At 68.1% G+C, this 18,722-nt stretch carries 22 protein-coding genes and 1 riboswitch; of the genes, 7 read left to right on the forward strand and 15 right to left on the reverse strand.

The window, feature by feature from the left end:
- Positions 1-71 precede the first annotated feature (71 nt).
- From A5707_RS18200 to A5707_RS18225, 6 genes are read right to left on the reverse strand one after another with little or no spacing between them, the layout of a single operon-like run.
- The gene (locus tag A5707_RS18200) at positions 72-974 is read right to left on the reverse strand and encodes a tyrosine recombinase XerC (protein WP_065015837.1); all 903 of its coding nucleotides are present in this window, start codon (positions 972-974) and stop codon (positions 72-74) included.
- A gap of 32 nt (positions 975-1,006) precedes the next feature.
- Positions 1,007-2,167 carry an alpha-hydroxy-acid oxidizing protein gene (locus A5707_RS18205; RefSeq protein ID WP_065015838.1) on the reverse strand — a complete coding sequence of 387 codons (1,161 nt, stop codon included), beginning with the start codon at positions 2,165-2,167 and terminating at the stop codon, positions 1,007-1,009.
- 24 nt (positions 2,168-2,191) lie between these two features.
- A complete protein-coding gene (locus tag A5707_RS18210) occupies positions 2,192-3,046 on the reverse strand; it encodes a siderophore-interacting protein (protein ID WP_065015839.1) in 855 nt (284 codons plus the stop codon).
- Between the two features lie 8 nt (positions 3,047-3,054).
- A complete protein-coding gene (gene dprA, locus A5707_RS18215) occupies positions 3,055-4,194 on the reverse strand; it encodes a DNA-processing protein DprA (protein ID WP_065015840.1) in 1,140 nt (379 codons plus the stop codon).
- Entirely contained in the window at positions 4,191-5,702 is a 1,512-nt protein-coding gene (locus tag A5707_RS18220) for a YifB family Mg chelatase-like AAA ATPase (protein WP_065015841.1), read from the reverse strand. Before A5707_RS18220 ends, dprA begins: the two co-directional genes overlap by 4 nt.
- The gene (locus A5707_RS18225) at positions 5,702-6,070 is read right to left on the reverse strand and encodes a YraN family protein (RefSeq protein WP_065015842.1); all 369 of its coding nucleotides are present in this window, start codon (positions 6,068-6,070) and stop codon (positions 5,702-5,704) included. The genes A5707_RS18220 and A5707_RS18225 overlap by 1 nt, the downstream gene beginning before the upstream one ends.
- 121 nt (positions 6,071-6,191) lie before the next feature.
- Positions 6,192-6,253: riboswitch (Fluoride riboswitch) on the forward strand.
- A gap of 163 nt (positions 6,254-6,416) precedes the next feature.
- Between A5707_RS18225 and A5707_RS18230 the strand changes: the two genes are divergently transcribed.
- The 4 genes from A5707_RS18230 (at position 6,417) to A5707_RS18245 (ending at position 9,790) form a co-directional block, all read left to right on the forward strand.
- On the forward strand, positions 6,417-6,716 hold the full coding sequence (locus A5707_RS18230) for a PE family protein (protein WP_065015843.1): 300 nt from the start codon (positions 6,417-6,419) through the stop codon (positions 6,714-6,716).
- 16 nt (positions 6,717-6,732) lie between these two features.
- Complete coding sequence (locus A5707_RS24785; RefSeq protein WP_082969544.1) at positions 6,733-7,794, forward strand: PPE family protein; 1,062 nt, start codon at positions 6,733-6,735, stop codon at positions 7,792-7,794.
- Between the two features lie 38 nt (positions 7,795-7,832).
- Positions 7,833-8,900 carry a PPE family protein gene (locus A5707_RS18240; protein WP_065015845.1) on the forward strand — a complete coding sequence of 356 codons (1,068 nt, stop codon included), beginning with the start codon at positions 7,833-7,835 and terminating at the stop codon, positions 8,898-8,900.
- A gap of 113 nt (positions 8,901-9,013) precedes the next feature.
- A complete protein-coding gene (locus A5707_RS18245; RefSeq protein ID WP_065015846.1) occupies positions 9,014-9,790 on the forward strand; it encodes a GAF and ANTAR domain-containing protein in 777 nt (258 codons plus the stop codon).
- Between the two features lie 7 nt (positions 9,791-9,797).
- Here A5707_RS18245 and A5707_RS18250 read toward each other — a convergent pair whose 3' ends face one another.
- The 4 genes from A5707_RS18250 to rplS all read right to left on the reverse strand — a co-directional run bounded on the left by A5707_RS18250 (position 9,798) and on the right by rplS (position 12,177).
- A complete protein-coding gene (locus tag A5707_RS18250; RefSeq protein WP_012393608.1) occupies positions 9,798-10,103 on the reverse strand; it encodes a DUF2469 domain-containing protein in 306 nt (101 codons plus the stop codon).
- Between the two features lie 73 nt (positions 10,104-10,176).
- Positions 10,177-10,905 (reverse strand): ribonuclease HII, encoded by a 729-nt coding sequence (locus A5707_RS18255; protein WP_065015847.1) that lies wholly within the window; start codon positions 10,903-10,905, stop codon positions 10,177-10,179.
- A 2-nt stretch (positions 10,906-10,907) separates the two neighbouring features.
- A complete protein-coding gene (lepB, locus tag A5707_RS18260; RefSeq protein WP_065015848.1) occupies positions 10,908-11,765 on the reverse strand; it encodes a signal peptidase I in 858 nt (285 codons plus the stop codon).
- Positions 11,766-11,835: 70 nt separating this feature from the next.
- Positions 11,836-12,177 carry a 50S ribosomal protein L19 gene (gene rplS / locus A5707_RS18265; protein ID WP_065015885.1) on the reverse strand — a complete coding sequence of 114 codons (342 nt, stop codon included), beginning with the start codon at positions 12,175-12,177 and terminating at the stop codon, positions 11,836-11,838.
- Positions 12,178-12,509: 332 nt separating this feature from the next.
- On the opposite strand from rplS, the gene A5707_RS18270 reads away from it, so the two are divergent.
- Positions 12,510-13,430 (forward strand): hypothetical protein, encoded by a 921-nt coding sequence (locus A5707_RS18270; protein ID WP_065015849.1) that lies wholly within the window; start codon positions 12,510-12,512, stop codon positions 13,428-13,430.
- On the opposite strand, the gene trmD is transcribed toward A5707_RS18270, so the two are convergent.
- The 5 genes from trmD to A5707_RS18295 all read right to left on the reverse strand — a co-directional run bounded on the left by trmD (position 13,427) and on the right by A5707_RS18295 (position 15,972).
- Positions 13,427-14,134, reverse strand: a complete 708-nt coding sequence (gene trmD, locus A5707_RS18275) for a tRNA (guanosine(37)-N1)-methyltransferase TrmD (RefSeq protein WP_065015850.1) — start codon at positions 14,132-14,134, stop codon at positions 13,427-13,429. The genes A5707_RS18270 and trmD overlap by 4 nt on opposite strands.
- A 13-nt stretch (positions 14,135-14,147) precedes the next feature.
- Complete coding sequence (gene rimM / locus A5707_RS18280) at positions 14,148-14,669, reverse strand: ribosome maturation factor RimM (protein WP_065015851.1); 522 nt, start codon at positions 14,667-14,669, stop codon at positions 14,148-14,150.
- Positions 14,670-14,674: 5 nt separating this feature from the next.
- Positions 14,675-14,917 carry an RNA-binding protein gene (locus tag A5707_RS18285; RefSeq protein ID WP_065015852.1) on the reverse strand — a complete coding sequence of 81 codons (243 nt, stop codon included), beginning with the start codon at positions 14,915-14,917 and terminating at the stop codon, positions 14,675-14,677.
- A gap of 2 nt (positions 14,918-14,919) precedes the next feature.
- Positions 14,920-15,426 (reverse strand): 30S ribosomal protein S16, encoded by a 507-nt coding sequence (gene rpsP / locus A5707_RS18290; RefSeq protein WP_065015853.1) that lies wholly within the window; start codon positions 15,424-15,426, stop codon positions 14,920-14,922.
- Positions 15,427-15,552: 126 nt separating this feature from the next.
- The gene (locus tag A5707_RS18295) at positions 15,553-15,972 is read right to left on the reverse strand and encodes a nuclear transport factor 2 family protein (protein ID WP_065015854.1); all 420 of its coding nucleotides are present in this window, start codon (positions 15,970-15,972) and stop codon (positions 15,553-15,555) included.
- A gap of 93 nt (positions 15,973-16,065) precedes the next feature.
- On the opposite strand from A5707_RS18295, the gene A5707_RS18300 reads away from it, so the two are divergent.
- On the forward strand, positions 16,066-16,941 hold the full coding sequence (locus tag A5707_RS18300; protein WP_065015855.1) for a D-alanyl-D-alanine carboxypeptidase family protein: 876 nt from the start codon (positions 16,066-16,068) through the stop codon (positions 16,939-16,941).
- A 349-nt stretch (positions 16,942-17,290) separates the two neighbouring features.
- Complete coding sequence (locus tag A5707_RS18305; RefSeq protein ID WP_232000748.1) at positions 17,291-18,532, forward strand: PP2C family protein-serine/threonine phosphatase; 1,242 nt, start codon at positions 17,291-17,293, stop codon at positions 18,530-18,532.
- Positions 18,533-18,722: the final 190 nt, after the last annotated feature.

The raw sequence follows: 18,722 nt of genomic DNA on the forward strand, positions 1-18,722 counted from the left end.
ATCGCCGGTGTGGGATTGATGCACGCATTTCGCGGAAAAGCGTGTCACAAGCCCACACTCGGCGATGGCGTTCAGGCCCGCGGGTGGGCCTGGTCGTGGACGGCCCGCAGCCGAGCGACCGTGACGTGGGTGTAGAGCTGGGTGGTGGCCAGGCTGGAGTGGCCCAGCAATTCCTGCACGACACGCAGGTCCGCGCCGCCTTCGAGCAGATGCGTGGCGGCGCTGTGCCGCAATCCGTGCGGGCCCATGTCGGGTGCCCCGGCCACCGCAGACACCGTCTGGTGCACGACGGTGCGGGCCTGCCGCACGTCGAGCCGCCGGCCCCGCGCACCCAGCAGCAGCGCCGGCCCGGACTCGGCAGTGACCAGTGCGGGCCGGCCGTCGGCCAGCCAGGCGGTCAACGCCTCGGCCGCCGGCTCCCCGAACGGCGCGGTGCGCTGCTTGTCCCCCTTGCCGAGCACGCGGACCAGCCGATGCGCCGTGTCGACGTCGTCGATGTCCAGACCGCACAGCTCGCTGACTCGAATCCCGGTGGCGTAGAGCAACTCGACGATCAGCCGGTCCCGCAACGCCAACGGATCGCCTTGCTGCGAACCGGATTTCGCAGCGGCCATGGCGGCCAACGCCTGATCCTGGCGCAGCACCGACGGTAACGTGCGATGCGCCTTGGGCACCTGCAGCCGGTCGGCCGGGTCCGCGGTCAACAGGCCACCGCGCACGGCCCAGGCCGTGAATGCCTTGACCGCCGACGTGCGGCGCGCCAGCGTCGTGCGCGCTGTACCCGCAGCGGCCTGGGTAGCCAGCCAGGACCGCAACAACGGCAGGGTCAGCGCGCCAAGGCCCGAGCCAGGCGCATGCTCCTCGGCGAAGGCGAAAAACGACCGCACGTCGCCCAGATAGGCACGACGGGTGTGCGCCGAGCGATTGCGCTGCAGCGCCAAATAGTCGTCGAACTCGTCGAGGACCGTCTCCACTCCCCCACGGTCGCAGACGGCGACCGTGGGGCTCAGCTGACGCGCCGCAGCGCCTCGCGAGTCAGATCAGCCCGTGTCGGGTAGCCGTCGACGGCCATGGTCAGATCGGCTTCGGCCAGCAGCGCGCGCAGCACGTGCACGATGCCGTCGACTCCACCGAGCGCCAACCCGTAGGCATACGGGCGGCCGATACCCACCGCCGTCGCGCCCAGCGCCAGCGCCTTGACGATGTCTGCGCCGCTGCGGATGCCGGAGTCGAACAGCACCGGCAGGCCGTCGGCGGCATCGACGACGGCCGCCAGGCAATCCAGCGCGGGCAGCCCGCCGTTGGCCTGCCGCCCGCCGTGATTGGAGCAGTAGATGCCGTCGACGCCGCCGTCCTTGGCGCGGCGAGCGTCCTCGGGGTGGCAGATGCCCTTGACGATCAGCGGCAGACTCGTCAGCGAGCGCAGCCACGGAAGGTCGTCCCACGTGAGCGAATTACCAAAGACCTGCGCCCAGCGCAGCACGACGGCTCGCGGATCGTCTTCCGGCGGCTGCTGCAGCCCGGCCCGGAACACCGGATCGCTGGTGTAGTTGCTCAGGCAATGTCCCCGCAGCTGCGGGAAGTTGGCGGTCGACAAATCGCGCGGCCGCCAGCCGGGCACCCAGGTGTCCAGCGTGACGATGATGCCCTGGTAACCGGCGGCCTCCGCGCGATGCACCAGGCTGGCGGCGAGTTCCCGATCGGTCGGGGTGTACAGCTGGAAAAAGCCGGGGGTGTCGCCGAATTCGGCGGCGACGTCCTCCAGCGGGTCGGCGGTCAACGTGGAGGTGACCATCGGGATGCCGGTGCGGGCGGCCGCGCGGGCGGTGGCCACATCGCCGTGGCCGTCTTGGGCGCAGATCCCGATGACCCCGATGGGCGCCATGAACACCGGTGAGGGCAGCGTCATCCCGAACAGTTCGATGGACAGGTCGCGCTGGGTGGCGCCGACGAACATCCGTGGGATCAGTCCCCAGCGCTCGAACGCCTCGCAGTTGGCCCGCTGGGTGCGCTCGTCGCCCGCGCCGCCGGCGACATACGACCACACCGACGGCGGCATGGCGGCATGGGCCTTGGCCTCCAGTTCGGCGAACGCCATCGGCAGCTTGGGCACCACCCCGGCGAGGCCTTGCAGGTAGATCTCGAACTGGTAATCGCCGAATGCCATGACAGTGAGGATGCCAGTCGGCGGTCAGCCTCCTGCTTCGGCTTCCTCTTTAGCGGCGAGTTCCTTCTTCCACTGCCGAAACGTCTCTTCGGTGCGGCCGCGCCGCCAGTAACCCGAGATCGACGCCCATTTGGCGTCGACTTCACGGTCCTTGCGGATGTAGGGCCGCAGGTTGTGCATGACGGCCTGCGCCTCGCCGTGCACGAAGGCATGCACCTGCCCCGGCAGCCACGGTGTCGTGGTGACCGCCTCGATCAGCGGGGCGTGGTCACCGGCGCGGTCCTCGGGAACCAGGTCGGCGCGCCCGCCGCGGTAGATCCAGTTGACCGACACGCCCTCGGGCGCGGTCAGCGAAATCTCGTCCTCGGGGTCGGCGATTTCGATGAACACCTTGCCGACGGCGTTGGCAGGCAACGCTTCCAGTGCCACGCTGATGGCGGGCAGCGCTGATTCGTCGCCGGCGAACAGATGCCAATCGGCGGCCGGGTCCGGGGTGTAGGCGCCGCTGGGCCCCATCAGATAGGCCGGCTGGCCGGGTTCGGCCCCGACCGCCCACAGCCCGGCTGTCCCGTGTTCACCGTGCACGACGATGTCGATCGCGATCTCACGCGCCGCCGAGTCGACGCGGCGCACGGTCATGGTGCGGACGACGGGCTGCCGTTCGGCGGGCAGCTCGGCGAAGCTGTCCCGCGTCAACGGGTGCGGCAGGCCGGCCACGTCCACGTCGTCGGCAACGAAGATCAGCTTGACGTAGGAGTCGGTGAACTCGCTGGGAGTGAAGGTGTCGAAGCCGCTGCCGCCGAGCACCACCCGGACCATGTGCGGGGTGACTTCCTCGCTGCGCACCACTTCGAAGGTGTGCACTGGTCGACCGGCCACTCCGTCGACTATACGAGCCGCGCCGCCTGACGCACGATGCGCCACCGGCCTTCGCGGCGCTCGGCCAGCCCGGCGAGCTCCAGCATCGCCAACGGGCCCAGCGCCCGCGCCGGCGTCAGCCCCGCCGCGACCGCGATCTCGTCGATCGAGGCGGCGCCGCGACCCGGCAGCGCTTCATACACGTGGCGTTCGATGTCGCTGAGGCCGTCGAGCGCGGTGGTCGGCCGGGACGGCTCGGATGCCAATTCGCCGATGCGGCCCACCAACTCGACGATGTCTTCTGCCCGGGTGACCAGCTCGGCGCCGTCGCGCAGCAGGGCATGACAACCCGCCGACACCGAGGAAGTCACCGGCCCGGGTACCGCGCCGACGACCCGACCGAGCGACCTGGCCCAGGCGGCGGTGCTGGCTGCGCCGCTGCGCAAACCGGCCTCGACCACGATGGCCGCGTTCGCACAGGCTGCCACTAGCCGGTTGCGGGTCAAGAACCGGTGCCGGGCCGGCCGCACGCCCGGTGGATACTCGGTGACCAGCAGCCCATGTCTGCTGATCCGATGCAGCAGTCCGGAATGCCCTGCGGGATAAGGGATATCGATGCCGCCGGCAAGAACGGCGACCGTGACGCCGTCTGCGGCGAGCGCCGCCCGGTGCGCCGCGCCGTCGATCCCGTAGGCCGCGCCCGACACCACCGCCACGTCGCGCTCGGCCAGCCCGCCCGCCAGATCAGCCGCCACGCACTCGCCGTACGTCGTGCACGCGCGGGTGCCGACGACGGCCGCCGCGCGGCCCACGACCTGATCCAGCCGCTCCGGCCCGATCGCCCACAACACCATCGGCACTCTGCCCTGCGGTTTGGCGGCGACGGCAGCGCCGCCGAATGCGGCGAACGCCAACATCGGCCACTCGTCGTCGTCGGGTGTGATCAGCCTGCCGCCGCAACGGACAAGTAGCTCGAGATCTTCGGCAGCCCGGTCGATTTCGCGTCTCGCCTCGGTGAACCGCGCCAAGGCGTCGTCAACCTGGCCGCGCCGAATCCGGTCGGCAGCCTCCCGGGGCCCCACCCGCTCGACCAACCCGGCCAGTTCAGCGCACGGTGGCTCGGCAACGCGCGACAGGTAGGCCCAGGCCTGCAGTGTCGGATCGCTCATCGCGACACTCCGGCTTGGCGGAAGCTCAGCGCGGCGGCCACCTCGTCGAGCCCCGGACATGCATGGCCGGCCAAATCAGCCAGCGTCCACGCGACTCGCAGCGTGCGGTCGACGCCGCGGACGCTCAGCAGCCCGCGATCCAAGGCCGCGCGCAGCGGCGCCATCGCCGTGTTGCCGAGCCGGAATCTGCGCCGCAGCAACGGTCCGCTGACTTCGGCGTTGGTGTGAAACCCGTGTGCTCGCCAGCGCTCCGCCGCCGCGGCCCGAGCCGCCGCTACCCGGTTGCGCACCTGCGCCGTCGACTCGGTCTGCGCCGTCGAGAACGCCGCGGTGCGCACGGAATGCATCTCCACCCGCAGGTCGACGCGATCCAGCAGCGGCCCGGACAGCCGGCCCAGGTAGCGCCGTTTGACCGCGGCCGCGCAGATGCAGTCCCGCGGGTCCGCCGGCGCGCACGGGCAGGGGTTGGCCGCCAGCACCAGCTGGAACCGGGCCGGGTAGCGCGCCACGCCCTCGCGGCGAGCAAGCCGAATCTCGCCGTCCTCCAGCGGTGTTCGCAGCGCCTCCAGCGCGCTGACGCCGATCTCGGCGCACTCGTCGAGAAACAGCACGCCGCGGTGTGCGCGGCTGACAGCGCCGGGCCGGGCCATGCCCGATCCACCGCCGACGAGTGCGGCGACACTGGAACTGTGATGCGGCGCCACAAACGGCGGCCGGGTGATCAATGGTGTGGCATCCGAGAGCAGACCGGCCACCGAATGGATCGCGGTGACCTCCAGCGACTCACTGTCGGACAGTGACGGCAGCAGACCCGGAAGGCGTTGCGCCAGCATCGTTTTGCCGACACCAGGCGGCCCGGTGAGCATGAGGTGATGCGCCCCGGCGGCGGCCACCTCGACAGCGAACCGCGCTTGGGACTGACCCACCACGTCGGCCAGGTCCGCCGACGGCTCGGGTACCGGGATCGCGCCGCTGATCCGCTCGTCCAGCCGCGTCGACCCGCCGAGCCAGGCCTGCAACTGGCGCAGGGTGTGCAGACCCCACACCTCGATGCCGTCGACCAGGCTGGCTTCGGCCAGGTTCTCCGCCGGCACCACAACGGTTCGCCAGCCGTCGCGCTTGGCTGCCAGCACGGCCGGCAGCACGCCGCGCACCGGCCGGACCCGGCCGTCCAACGCCAACTCACCCAGCAGGACCACCGTCTCCAGCCGCTGCCAGGGCGTTTGGCGCTGCGCCGACAGCACCGCCGCCGCCAGCGCCACGTCGTAGACCGAACCCATTTTCGGCAGCGTGGCCGGTGACAGCGCCAACGTCAGGCGAGCCTGCGGCCAACTGTTGCCGCAATTGGTGATCGCTGCCCGGACCCGGTCGCGGGACTCCTGCAGGGCGGCGTCGGGCAGGCCGACCAGGTGCACGCCCGGCAAGCCCGAGGTGATGTCAGCTTCGATCTCGACGATCTCGCCGTCCAACCCGCGCACCGCGACCGAAAACGCACGCCCCAGCGCCATCAACCGACCCCTTGCAGGTGGGTGATCTCCGGCGTACGCCGGCGACCGATCCGCACGCCGATCACGTCGATGCGAATCGCCGCCCAGCGGCGGTCCTGACTGGCCAGCCACGCAGCTGCCAGCCGCCGCAACCGGCGCACCTTTTGCTCGGTGACCGCATAGGCCAGGCCGCCGAAGCCGTCCCCCGTGCGGGTTTTGACCTCGACGAACACGACCGCATGCGCGGCCGGGTCAACGGCGATCACATCCAGCTCGCCGTAGCGGCACCGCCAATTGCAGGCCAGGATTTGTAATCCCAAACCGCTCAAGTGATCGGCTGCCAACTGCTCGCCGAGGGCTCCCAACTGGGTGCGCGTCAACGTCGTCATGCAGCCACCCTGCGCGACCGCACTGACACGGCCCGGTCACCCACCGCGCTTCAGCGGCCGGTTATCCCCAGTTGCGCATTGATCCCCAACTGATTGCGCGTATTGTCGGCCGCGGCGTAGCATCCCGCTAGGCGATGAAGCTCGCCTTAACCGCCGCACCTGGCTGATGGCTTCTACCCGTGAGTGACTCGGGGTGGAAGGCGGGTAGCGGCCAATGGCACGACATTCCGATCTGACCCGGTACTCGAAATGCTGTGTGGCGCAGCATGTCCCTGCCCGTGCACCTCCGGCACATTTTCCGCATCTTCGTCAAACGACCAGCGTCTTTTACGGGAAAGGAACAGTCATGTCTTTCGTTACCGCACAGCCGGAAGTGTTGACAGCGGCAGCCGGCAGCCTGCAGAGCATCGGCTCGACGATTAGCGCCCAGAACGCCGCGATGGCCCCGCCCACCACCGGGATAGTTCCCGCCGCTGCCGACGAGGTGTCGGCACTGACCGCGGCGCAGTTCGCGGCCCACGCACAGATGTATCAAGCGGTCAGCGCCCAAGCCACCGCAATCCACGACATGTTCGTGGCCACGCTGGGAACCAGTGCCGGCTCCTATGCGGCCACCGAGGCCGCCAACGCCGTCGCGACCGGATGAGCAGAGCACACCCGTGCTGGAATTCGGGGCCTTACCGCCGGAGGTCAATTCCGCCAGAATATATTCCGGTCCCGGCCCGGCGCCGATGCTGGCGGCCGCGACGGCCTGGGATGTGTTGGCCGTCGAGCTGTCGTGCGCTGCAACGGCATACGGGTCGATCGTCGCGGAGCTGATCGGCGGCGGCTGGCTGGGGCCGGCATCGCTGTCGATGGCCGCCGCTACGGCCCCCTATGTATCGTGGCTGCACAGCACCGCCGCGCGTGCCGGGCAAACCGCGGTGCAGGCCAACGAGGCGGCGGCGGCTTACGAGATGGCGTTCGCGATGACGGTGCCGCCGCCGGTGATCGCGGCTAACCGCAGCCTGCTGATGGCATTGGTCGCCACAAATTTCTTCGGCCAGAACGGCCCGGCGATCGCTGCCACCGAAGCGCATTACGCCGAGATGTGGGCCCAGGACGCGGCGGCGATGTACGGATATGCCGGATCCTCGGCAGCGGCGGCCCAGTTGACGCCGTTTAACTCGCCGCAGCCCAACACCGACCCCGCCGGGACGGTGGCCCAGGCGGGCGCCGTCGCCCATGCCGCGGCCTCCGCGTCGGACCCGCCGTCGCTGATGTCCGCCTACAGCGTCGGCCTGTCGGTGCCCAAGATGGTGAACACCGCCATGTCGGCCAGCAACGCCGCGAACACCGGCCGAAGCATCGCGATCCAGAACGCGCGGCTCGCGTTCCAAGAGGCCCGAGATGCGGAAAGCACTGCCCAGTTCGGTGGCCGCCTGGTGGCGACCGCCCCCGCCCGGATCAGCGGATCAGCGGTGTCGGCGGCAATGGGCCGGTCCGCCCTGGTCGGATCGCTGTCGGTGCCACCCGCATGGGCCTCGGCAGCACCCGAGGCCCGCCCAGTCTCGTTGACGCTGACCAGCTCTGGGGCCAACACCGCCGCTGTGGGCTCCGCGCCGCCCCCGGTTCCGGGCAGTGCGTTCAGTCAGTCGGTGTTGGGGACGCTGTCTCGCTACGGGTTCGACGGTCCGCGCGCAAAAAGCAAACCCGTGATCGTCCGCTCACCCGCCGCTGGATAACAAACAACGCTGCTATTACGTGAGAAAGGTTGCCAGACATGGACTTCGGCCTATTCCCTCCGGAAGTCAACTCCACCAGAATGTATTCGGGCCCCGGCTCTGGCCCGATGCTGGCCGCTGCCTCGGCGTGGGGCCAGCTCGCCCACGAGCTGACCTCGGCGGCCAGCGCCTACGGCGCGGTGATCACCGGCCTGACCACCGCCGGATGGCAGGGCCCGTCGTCAACGCTGATGGCGGGCGCGGTCGCGCCCTATGTGGCATGGATGCACAGCACCGCAGCCCAGGCCGAACTCACGTCCGTCCAAGCCACGACCGCGGCGAGCGCCTACCAGACGGCGTTTGCGATGACGGTCCCGCCGCCGCTGATCGAAGCCAACCGCGCACAGTTGCAGTCGCTGGTGGCAAGCAACTTCTTCGGGCAGAACAGCCCAGCAATCGCAGCCACCGAAGCGCAATACGACGCCATGTGGGCCCAGGATGCCGCCGCGATGTACGGCTATGCCGCCTCGTCGGCAACCGCGTCGAGGTTGGCTCCATTCACCGACCCGCCGCGCACCACCGACCCGGCCGGAACGGCCGCGCAAACCGCGGCGGCCGCGAACGCCGCAGCGGCCGCCGCCCCAGCGGCCGTCACACCGGTTGATGTCTTGACCAATACGACGGCCACCACGAGCGCGATCGCCTCCACGACCAGCGCGTCGTTTTCCGGAAGCTCGATCGGGGTGACCAACCATGCCCTGGCGGTCAACGCGCTGCGCGACGAGGCCCAGGGCATCGGACCGTTTTTGGCGGTGTGGGGTGCTCCGGCGGCGTCGTCAGGTCCGGTGAGCATTGGCGGGCCGGCGATATCGGCGGCCATGGGCCGGGCCAGCCTGGTCGGCACCTTGTCCGTACCGCAAACCTGGGCCGCCACCGCCACCCCGCCGGTCAGCGTGACGGGACTGGGGTTATCGGGGGCTTCGGCGGCTCCGGCGGCCCCAGCAGGTATGGCGCCCGGCATGTTCGGCGAAGCGCTGCTGGGTACGCTGGCAGGACGTGGCGTCAGTAACGTCGCCGCAAGGCTGCGTCCGACCAGCGTGATACCCCGCTCGCCGGCCGCGGGATGACATAACGGTTATCACCTGATCCACCCAGCTGGGCCCACGCCCGGTATACGGTGGTGTCCGGCCGACCAGTCGTCGGGCGATGTGCGAGTTCCTCAATGGGGGCAGCACCTGAAATGAGGAATAACGTGGCAGACGAGGTCAACACGAGTTTCGAGGCAATTCCCCAGCCCGTCAAAGCCGACCCCGCGACGGTGTTCGCCGCGCTGGCCGAGATCATCTACCAAGGCTCGGGTCCCAGCGAAGTGTATGCGGCCATCTGCGTCGCGGCGACGCTGACTGTCTCCGGCTGCGATCACGCCAGCCTGCTGGTGCGACGTGGCGATCGCTATGTGACCGTCGGCGCCAGTGACCGCATCGCGCACCACATCGACGACATGGAACGCGACGTCGGCGACGGCCCATGCGTCGACGCCATCGAGGAGGAGACTCCGCAGATCGAAACCGACCTCACCACGCCGTGCCAGTGGCCCAAACTGGCTGCTCGGTTGCTCGACGAGACGCCGGTGCGCGGGGCAATGGGCTTTCGGATCCTGGTGGATCGCCGTAAGACCGGCGCGCTGAACCTGTTCAGCGACACCGCCAACGCCTTTGACACCCAGTCCGCCGGTCAGGCGATCGTGTTGGCCTCCTTCGCCAGCGTGGCCATCAACGCGATCTCTCAGGGCGAGGACGTCGCCACCCTGCGACGGGGCTTGCTCAGCAACCGGGAGATCGGCAAGGCGGTGGGGATGTTGATGCTGCTACACGGGGTATCCGAGGACGAGGCGTTCGACGTACTGCGACGCTATTCCCAGGACCTCAACATCAAGCTCGCCGATGTGGCCCGAACGGTCATCGAGCATCGCGGCAAGCCGGTGTTCAGCGACGAGCAGCCGTCGCTGGGTAACTGACCCGCGGCTACTCGGGCAGTCGCAGCTCGGGCTTTTCCACCTCTTCGATGTTGACATCCTTGAAGGTGACCACCCGCACCTGCTTGACGAACCGCGCCGGCCGGTACATGTCCCACACCCACGCGTCGGCCAGGCGCAGCTCGAAGTACACCTCGCCGTCGGCGTTGCGTGGCACCATCTCGACGCTATTAGCCAGGTAGAACCGCCGCTCGGTTTCCACGACATAGCTGAACTGGCCCACGATGTCCTTGTATTCGCGGTAGAGCGAGAGCTCCATCTCGGTTTCGTACTTCTCGAGATCTTCGGCACTCATCTGCTCGGTCGTCCTTTTACTCGGCTAGATGTGATTACCCGGCTGTCCCGGGCCGTTTGGGTGGACCGCATCGTCAGGCTAGCCCCATCGCCGGGTCCGGCTGGCCGGGATCGCCGGGCCGGCACTCGGCCACTACCCGGGTACCCGATCCGGTCGCCACCCGGCGGACGTTGATGAACGAATAGCGGTGCTCGGCGCAGGGACCCAACTCGGTCAACGCCGCGGAGTGGGCCGGCGTGCTGTAGCCCTTGTGCTCGGCGAAGCCGTAACCGGGATGCTCGGCATCCATCGCCACCATCAGCCGGTCGCGGCTGACCTTGGCCAGCACGCTGGCAGCGGCAATGCAGGCGGCGGCCGCATCGCCGCCGACAACGGGCAGCGATGGCACCGGCAGTCCCGGCACCCGGAAACCATCGGAGAGCACATACCCCGGGCGCACCCGCAGGCCGGCCACCGCACGTCGCATGCCCTCGATATTGGCCGCGTGCACTCCGCGCCGGTCCACTTCCGTCGACGGGATAAACACCACGTGGTAGGCCAGCGCATAACGGCGAATCAGCGGATACAGCTTCTCCCGTGCTTTTTCCGTGAGCTTTTTCGAATCATCAAGCAGCGCAAGACTTTCCAACCGACTCGGACCCAACGCACACGCCGCGACCACCAGCGGGCCCGCGCAGGCTCCCCTGCCGACCTCGTCGACCCCGACTACCGGACCCAAACCGTTGCGGTACAGCGCGGACTCCAAGGTGCGCAAGCCGGACGATTTACGGATCACGGTCCGCGGCGGCCAGGTGGTGGCCATGGCTACTGACTCTGCTGGGGATTGACCGAACGCACACCACCCCACCGCGACGGCGGCCAGACGATGAACCGCGCCTTGCCGATGACGTTGCCGACCGGCACGGTGCCCGACAGCGGATCGCCGGTGCACAGCAGGCCCTTCATCGCGTCGGCCGGGGTGCTGGTGCAATGGGCGCGGGAATCCGCCGAATGGGTGCGGTTGTCGCCCATTACCCACAACCGGTCCTGCGGGACGGTGACCGGCCCGAACTCGTTGCCTAGGCAGGGGTACACCGCCGGGTCGGTCATCAGCGTGGCCGGATCCAGATACGGTTCACTCAACCGGGCGCCGTTGACCGTCAACCCGGTGTCGTTGCGGCACTGCACGGTCTGCCCGCCCACCGCGATCACCCGCTTGACCAGGTCGTTCTCGTCGGGTGGCACGAAGCCGACGAAGGACAGCCCGTCCTGCAGCCAGCGCACCACGGTGTTGTGTGAGCGGATCGACTTGTATCCGAGGTTCCACGATGGGGGCCCCTTGAACACGACGACGTCGCCGGGTTGCGGCGATCCGAAGTGGTAGCTGATTTTGTCGACCATGATGCGATCGCCGACGCAGCCCGTGCAGCCATGCAACGTGGGTTCCATCGATTCCGACGGGATGAGGTAGGGCCGCGCCACGAACGTCAACATGACGTAGTAGAGAATCACCGCGATCGCCGCGAGGATCGCGATCTCGCGCAGCGCCGCCGCCCGCTTTTTGCCCTTCGGTTCGTCGCTGGTCTTGCCATCCTCAGCGGCGGGCTCTTGGGTGGCGACATTAGGCTCCGCCGGACCGGAATCGGGTTCGCGCTCGGAGGACGAGTCCGTGGTTTCGGTCACCAGATCAGCGTAGCCAGGGTGGCCCGCACCGCCGTCAGCCGCATCCGCCCGACGTCGAAGCGGCCGCGATTCAGCGCTTTTCCTTGATCTTGGCCTTCTTGCCGCGCAGCTCGCGGAGGTAGTACAGCTTGGCGCGACGGACGTCGCCGCGTGTCACGACCTCGATGTGGTCGATGTTGGGCGAGTGCACCGGGAAAGTCCGTTCCACGCCGACGCCGTAGCTCTCCTTGCGCACGGTGAAGGTCTCACGGATACCGCCGCCCTGCCGGCGGATCACCACGCCCTTGAACACCTGGATGCGCTCCTTGGCACCCTCGATCACCTTGACGTGCACGTTGACCGTGTCGCCGGCGCTGAAGCCCGGGATGTCGTCGCGCAGCGACGCGTTGTCGACGAAGTCCAGCGTGTTCATTTCCGAAGACACTTCCTTGCGGTTCGCGGCCGGGGTTTCTGCCTGCGCCGGCGGCGCAGGGCGGTCAACCGAGCCGATGGATTCGGGCATCTTGGCGTATCTCGCAGCAGGCGGAAGCAGCCCGGCCGCCCGGCAACCGCTGGAGACAACTGGTCAATTGTGCCAGATGGCGCGCACGCAGTGAAATCAGGCAAAATCACCGGTCAGGCCTGCCATCCGATCGGGTGGGCGAATGGTACACATTAAGGGGCCTGACCACCGCGTCCGGCAGCCGGACGGCTGGTGGCGACCTGATGTTCAGGTGTTTCTTGGCAACTCTCCCGAGGAGACGCATGCGAGCGCGGGTCCCGATGCTGCTCATCGCCGCCGCGGCGGCGCTGAGCGTGCTGGTGGCCGGCTGCGAGGCCAAGGTGTACGGCGCGTCGTCCTCTCGGCCGGCGGAGCACCGGACGAGCCGGGTGGCACCGCTGGTGCAAGCGCTGATCCCGCCCGAATCGGCGTTCGCCGAGTCGACCGGTGCGCCGGGCGGGCTGCAACGGCGCATCCAGCAAGCCACCGACGAGGCCGCCGCGGACGGCGCGACGATCTCGGTTGCGCTTTTCGACCGCCACACCAACCGGATGTTCTCCAACGGCAGGGACAAGCTGATCGGCATCGCGTCGGTGGCCAAGTTGTTCATCGCCGACGATCTGCTGCGGGCCGAAACTCAGGGTCAGATCCAGCTGTCGCCGGAGGACCGGCAGGCGCTCGACATCATGCTGCGCTCCTCCGACGACAACGCTGCCGAGACATTCTGGAATCAGCGGGGCGGCCAGGCGATCATCGCCGAGGTCGCCGAGCGGTACGGGTTGACCGCCACGACCCCCCCGGGCGACGGACGCTGGTGGGACACCATGAGTTCGGCATCCGATCTGATCCGCTATTACGACATGCTGCTCAGCGGGTCCGGCGGCTTGTCGGCGGCGCAGGCCGACATCATCGTGCAGAACCTGGCCGGGTCCACCCCGACCGGCGTCGACGGCTATCCGCAACGGTTCGGCATCCCCGACGGCTTGTACGCCGAGCCGGTTGCCGTCAAACAGGGCTGGATGTGCTGCATCGGCAGTGACTGGATGCACTTGTCAACCGGCGTTATCGGCGCAGATCGCCGCTACATCATGGTGATTGAGTCGCTGCAGCCCGCCGATGAGGCCACCGCGCGGGCAACGATCACCCAGGCGGTCAAGACGATGTTCCCGACCGGTCGGATCTAACCGTCGGCGGAGTCGGCCGGACCCTGCCCGGCCACTAAATCCGGCCGACGCTCCCGGGTGCGCTGCATCGCGGCCGCCCGCCGCCATTCGGCGATACGCGCGTGATCGCCGGACAGCAACACCTCGGGCACGTCGAGCCCGCGCCACGTCGGCGGCCTGGTGTACGACGGGCCCTCCAGCAGGCCGTCGGCATGCGAATCATCGTGCACCGACTGCGGATTGCCGATGACATCGGGCAGCAGCCGGATGACCGCCTCGATCATCACCAGCGCCGCCGACTCCCCGCCGGGCAACACATAGTCGCCGATCGAAGCCTCTTCCACCCGCATTCGTCGAGCGGCATCGTCGACGACCCGCTGGTCGATACCCTCATAGCGTCCGCACGCGAACACCAGATGCGTTTCGCTGGTCCACCGTTGGGCGGTGCGCTGCCGGAAAGGCGTGCCGGCCGGCGTCGGCACGACGAGAAGCGTGTTCTCCGAGCAGATTTCGTCCAGCGCTTCGCCCCAGACCGGTGCCCGCATCACCATGCCCGGTCCGCCGCCATACGGCGTATCGTCCACCGAGCGGTGTACGTCGTGGGTCCAGCGTCGCAAGTCGTGCACCCCGAGCTGAACCAGCCCGGACTCGATTGCCTTGCCCGGCAACGATTGTCGCAGCGGATCCAGGTAGCTCGGGAAGATCGTCACGACGTCGATTTTCATGTCGATGCGCCCCTCACTGCCCCAAATCCAGCAATCCGTCAGGCGGATCGATCTCGATGGTGTGCGAGTCCAGCGACACCGACGTCACGATCGCGCCGACGAACGGCACCAGCAACTCGCCCGCCTCGGCGCGGCGGACCGCCAGCAACTCACCGGCGGCGGTGTGCAGCACCTCGGTGACGGTGCCGATGTCCTGGCCGGTGATCGTGCGGACCCGAAGACCCTCTAGCTGGTGGTCGTAATAGGTGTCCGGCTCGTCGATGGGCGGCAGATCCTGCGAATCGACGAGGAACTGGGTTCCGCGCAACGCATCGGCGGCATCGCGGTCGCTTACCCCCGCCAATCGGACCAGCAGCCGTCCGCCGTGCGCCCGCGCGGTGTCGACGACGTAGCTGCGCTCCTCGCCGTCGGATCCTTTGGCGCGCAACACCGCTCCCGGCGCGAACCGGGTCTCGGGATCGTCGGTGCGGACCTCGACGACGACCTCGCCGGTGATGCCGTGCGCTTTCGCCACCCGCCCGACCAGCAGCTCCATCAGGGCTACTGGTCGGTGTCCACCACGTCGACGCGGATCCCACGGCCGCCGATTCCGGCCACCAGCGTGCGCAACGCAGTCGCGGTGCGTCCGCCGCGGCCGATCACCTTGCCGAGATCGTCGGGATGAACGTGCACTTCCACGGTCCTGCCGCGGCGGTTGGTGACCATGTCGACCCGAACATCGTCGGGGTTGTCGACGATCCCGCGGACCAGGTGCTCGACGGCGTCTACGACGACGGTGGCCATGATCAGCTTTCGGCGGCCGGCTCGGCTGGCTCGGCCTGCTCGGCCGGCGCGGCCTGCTCGGCGGCCGGCGCGGATTCGGCGGCTTTGTCGGCCTCGGCCGGCTTGTCGGCCTTCTTGGCGGGAGCCTTCTTCTTCTTCGGCGTCGCGGCCTCGGTGCTTGGTTCCCCCTCCGCGGCGGCCAGCGCAGCGTTGAACAGCTCCAGCTTGCTCGGCTTGGCTTCGGCCACTTTCAGCCGGCCCTCGGCACCGGGCAGCCCTTTGAACTTCTGCCAGTCACCGGTGATCTTCAGCAGCTTGAGCACGGGCTCGGTGGGCTGAGCACCGACCGAGAGCCAGTACTGGGCACGCTCGGAATCGATCTCGATGAGGCTCGGCTCTTCCTTGGGGTGATAGCGGCCGATGACCTCGATGGAGCGGCCGTCACGCCGGGTGCGCGCGTCGGCGACGGCGATGCGGTACTGGGGATTGCGGATCTTGCCAAGCCGGGTGAGCTTGATCTTCACAGCCATGGTTAGCGACTTCTCCTATGCGTGTCACGCTGCAATTCAGCGATCCGGGCAGGATGCCGGGATCCGGTTTTGCCTCGCGTGTGCAGCCGCTCATTGTGCCAGAACGCCGACGTTGAGTGGAAATCGTCAGGGGCGCCGGTCGAAGCACTTGGTCTCGACGCGGCGGCTCATCCGCCAGCCGGCCGGGGTGCGGACGAACTCGTCGTCGTACCACAGGCCCAACAGCATCGTGCTGGGCGTCTCACCACCGAACACCATCGGGTTGAAGCAGAAGGTCCGCGCGCTCGCCGAGTCACCGTCGATCCGGATCGAGGGCAGACCCAGCATGTGGGCGTAGTTGGCGAAATTGGGCAACACCTCCGCCAGCCAGGCCTTCACCTGCGGATACTGTCCGTCGATGCCGCCCATCGCGCGGTAGTCGATGTATGCGTCCGGAATGAATACCGCATCGAGGTCGTCGAATCGACGCCTGTCGATGGCGCTGGAGTAATCAACCAACAGCTGCTGGATCTCCAATCGGTCGGAGACTTCCGCCTGGCTCAACATGAGATTGATTGAACACGACGCGACCGGACCCAATTGCCCACTCCTTGCCGTTCCGCCAGCATCGTCGTGGGGCGGCCGTTAGGCTGACCGCCCATGCGCAGGCTTGTCGCCGCGATCGCGGCTGTGCTCACCGCGCTGAGCGCCTCCCCCATGACGGCGTGGGCCGATACCAGCGTGCAGCCGGTCGGCTCGGTACCGGTCCCGGACGGCCCGGCGCAGACGTGGATCGTGGCCGACCTGGACTCGGGCCGGGTGCTGGCCGCGCGCGACGAGAACGTCGGGCACCCACCTGCCAGCACGATCAAAGTGTTGCTGGCGTTGGTCGCTCTTGACGAGCTGAGCCTGGATTCCACCGCGGTCGCCGACGAGGCCGACACCCACGTCGAGTGCAACTGCGTCGGCGTCAAGCCCGGCCGCACCTACACGGCACGCCAGTTGCTCGATGGTCTGCTGCTGGTGTCGGGCAATGACGCCGCGAACACGCTGGCGCGCATGCTCGGCGGCCAACAGGCCGCGGTGGCCAAGATGAACGCCAAGGCCGGCGCCCTGGGCGCGACCAGCACGCACGCGGCAACGCCGTCCGGACTGGACGGGCCCGGCGGTTCGGGCGCCTCGACCGCGCACGACCTGGCCGTCATCTTCCGCGCGGCGCTGGCCAACCCGGTGTTCGCGCAGATCACCGCCCAGCCGTCCGCGATGTTCCCCACCGATAACGACGGCGAACACCAGATCGTCAACCAGGACGAGCTGCTCTACCGGTATCCGGGCGCGATCGGCGGCAAGACCGGCTTTACCAACGCCGCCCGCAAGACGTTCGTCGGCGCCGCCGCGCGCGACGGTCGCCGGTTGGTGATCGCGATGATGTACGGACTGGTCCGCGAGGGCGGGCCGACCTACTGGGATCAGGCCGCCAGCCTGCTCGACTGGGGCTTTGCGCTGAGCCCCCAGTCGGGTATCGGTGCTCTTTGAGCCTGAACTCAGGGCCTTCGTCGACATCACCGCCTGACCACCCCGCCGAAAGGTCCGACCCGATTCCACAGGAAAAGCTGGGCAGACCAGCAGATCGCCTACGCGCCCACCCACCGGAACCAAGATCAATTCCTGCGCCCACAGTTCAACGCAGCCCATCGCTGGATCGAGGCTAAGTCGGCGGCGAGCTATCACGCGAAGTACCCTTCATTCAGGGCCGCGACGGGGCGTGGTCTCGGTGGGAAAGCGGCGAACGTGCACCGGTGATCGGGGCTGGAGCGGCGACGAGAAGATGACTACCGAAGAGACGCTTCCGCAGTCGGACGCCGAACGAGTCGAGGCGGCGAGAATGCGTGCCGTCGCCCGGTATTCCATCCTCGACACGCCGCCTGATGGCGCCTTCGACCGAATCGCACGGATTGCCGCGCGGGTTTTCCATACCGCCATGGCGACTGTGACCATCGTCGACACGGATCGCATTTGGTTCAAAGCTACCCACGGGTTGACGGACGTCAGCCAGATAGGTCGCGATCCCGGGCTGTGCGCCTCGGCGATCCTCAACGATGCGACCTACCTCGTCCGCGACGCTCTCACCGACCCCCGCACGGTAGATAACCCCCTGGTGCACGGGGAGATGGGCATCCGGTTCTACGCTGCGGCGCCAATCGTCACGGCTGACGGCCACCGCCTCGGCACGGTGAATGTCCTCGACACCGAACCGCAGGAACCGACCGACGAGGCAATGGCCACGCTGGCAGAGCTCGCCGCTATCACCATGGACGAACTCGAACTGCGGCTCTCCGCATTGAATACGCTCCGCCGCGAACGTGAACGCCGCGAGCAATCGGAACGCGACAGGAACACCATCGCGGATTACGCTGCGGTGCTGCAACGCTCGCTGCTGCCACCGACTCTCCCAGATATCCCCGGGTTGACACTCGCCGCGCACTACTATCCGGCGTCACCTACGCAGGTCGGAGGCGACTTCTACGATGTGTTTCCGCTGGGGGGCGGACGATGGGCCTTCTTCCTCGGCGATGTGGAAGGACACGGTGCCGCAGCGGCCGCACTCACATCGCTTATCCGCTACACGCTTCGCGCCACTGCGCTACGTTTCCGTGACCCGAGAGATGCGCTCGCTGAACTCAATGCCGTCCTGGTTCGAGATCCGAATGAAAATAGGTTCTGCACTGTGCTGTTTGGCGTCCTAGAGCCCTCGCCGGATGGTGATGGAGCCCAGATCGCCGTGGCCACCGGAGGTCACCCGCCGGCCTTACTGCTCGATGCCGCTTCCGGCGAGGTGAACAAAGTGCGATCCGCGCGGGGAATGCTTGTCGGAGCCGTCGCCGACGCGGTTTTCGACGCCTGCTCGCTTCGTCTGCGTCGCGGCTGCACCCTCCTGCTCTACACCGACGGAATTATCGAGGCACGCCCCGACGGTGAGAACTCGTTCGGGGAAGATCGGCTCGTCGCGTTCGCATCCCGTCACGTCCGGTTGCCCGCTCCTGGACTCCTCGAGGAATTCGCGGATTTGATTCCGACGCTGCGGCCCTCCGACGACGTCGCCTTGCTCGCGTTCACCGCGCGCTGACACCGAACGAAGCCGGCGGCGCGTACCCCGGCTGCGGTCTGCCATCATTGGCTGCTCGGCCCACGCCATGGCATCCTTATGTGCAGTAGCCGATATTGGTGCGTGCGCTGCGCATTGCCGCGTCTGCCCTACGGGGTTGAGCCATAGCCTCGGTGTGAGGTGTCAGCCTGCCGAAAGACCCGCTGAGACA

It is taken from the genome of Mycobacterium kyorinense (assembly GCF_001672775.1).
In the GTDB taxonomy this organism is placed as follows: Bacteria; Actinomycetota; Actinomycetes; order Mycobacteriales; family Mycobacteriaceae; genus Mycobacterium; species Mycobacterium kyorinense_A.

What these genes read in the sequence shown, in the direction of transcription:
- dprA (WP_065015840.1), bottom strand. Translation starts at nt 4,194, where the DNA reads ATGAGCGATCCGACACTGCAGGCCTGGGCCTACCTGTCGCGCGTTGCC.
- A5707_RS18250 (WP_012393608.1), bottom strand. Translation starts at nt 10,103, where the DNA reads ATGAGTGCCGAAGATCTCGAGAAGTACGAAACCGAGATGGAGCTCTCG.
- rimM (WP_065015851.1), bottom strand. Translation starts at nt 14,669, where the DNA reads ATGGAGCTGCTGGTCGGGCGGGTGGCGAAAGCGCACGGCATCACCGGC.
- A5707_RS18255 (WP_065015847.1), bottom strand. Translation starts at nt 10,905, where the DNA reads ATGGCCACCACCTGGCCGCCGCGGACCGTGATCCGTAAATCGTCCGGC.
- A5707_RS18240 (WP_065015845.1), top strand. Translation starts at nt 7,833, where the DNA reads ATGGACTTCGGCCTATTCCCTCCGGAAGTCAACTCCACCAGAATGTAT.
- A5707_RS18305 (WP_232000748.1), top strand. Translation starts at nt 17,291, where the DNA reads ATGCGTGCCGTCGCCCGGTATTCCATCCTCGACACGCCGCCTGATGGC.
- rpsP (WP_065015853.1), bottom strand. Translation starts at nt 15,426, where the DNA reads ATGGCTGTGAAGATCAAGCTCACCCGGCTTGGCAAGATCCGCAATCCC.
- A5707_RS18295 (WP_065015854.1), bottom strand. Translation starts at nt 15,972, where the DNA reads ATGTTGAGCCAGGCGGAAGTCTCCGACCGATTGGAGATCCAGCAGCTG.
- A5707_RS18270 (WP_065015849.1), top strand. Translation starts at nt 12,510, where the DNA reads ATGCGAGCGCGGGTCCCGATGCTGCTCATCGCCGCCGCGGCGGCGCTG.
- rplS (WP_065015885.1), bottom strand. Translation starts at nt 12,177, where the DNA reads ATGAACACGCTGGACTTCGTCGACAACGCGTCGCTGCGCGACGACATC.
- A5707_RS18245 (WP_065015846.1), top strand. Translation starts at nt 9,014, where the DNA reads ATGAGGAATAACGTGGCAGACGAGGTCAACACGAGTTTCGAGGCAATT.
- A5707_RS18285 (WP_065015852.1), bottom strand. Translation starts at nt 14,917, where the DNA reads ATGGCCACCGTCGTCGTAGACGCCGTCGAGCACCTGGTCCGCGGGATC.
- A5707_RS18220 (WP_065015841.1), bottom strand. Translation starts at nt 5,702, where the DNA reads ATGGCGCTGGGGCGTGCGTTTTCGGTCGCGGTGCGCGGGTTGGACGGC.
- A5707_RS18230 (WP_065015843.1), top strand. Translation starts at nt 6,417, where the DNA reads ATGTCTTTCGTTACCGCACAGCCGGAAGTGTTGACAGCGGCAGCCGGC.
- A5707_RS18300 (WP_065015855.1), top strand. Translation starts at nt 16,066, where the DNA reads ATGCGCAGGCTTGTCGCCGCGATCGCGGCTGTGCTCACCGCGCTGAGC.
- A5707_RS18225 (WP_065015842.1), bottom strand. Translation starts at nt 6,070, where the DNA reads ATGACGACGTTGACGCGCACCCAGTTGGGAGCCCTCGGCGAGCAGTTG.
- trmD (WP_065015850.1), bottom strand. Translation starts at nt 14,134, where the DNA reads ATGAAAATCGACGTCGTGACGATCTTCCCGAGCTACCTGGATCCGCTG.
- A5707_RS18205 (WP_065015838.1), bottom strand. Translation starts at nt 2,167, where the DNA reads ATGGCATTCGGCGATTACCAGTTCGAGATCTACCTGCAAGGCCTCGCC.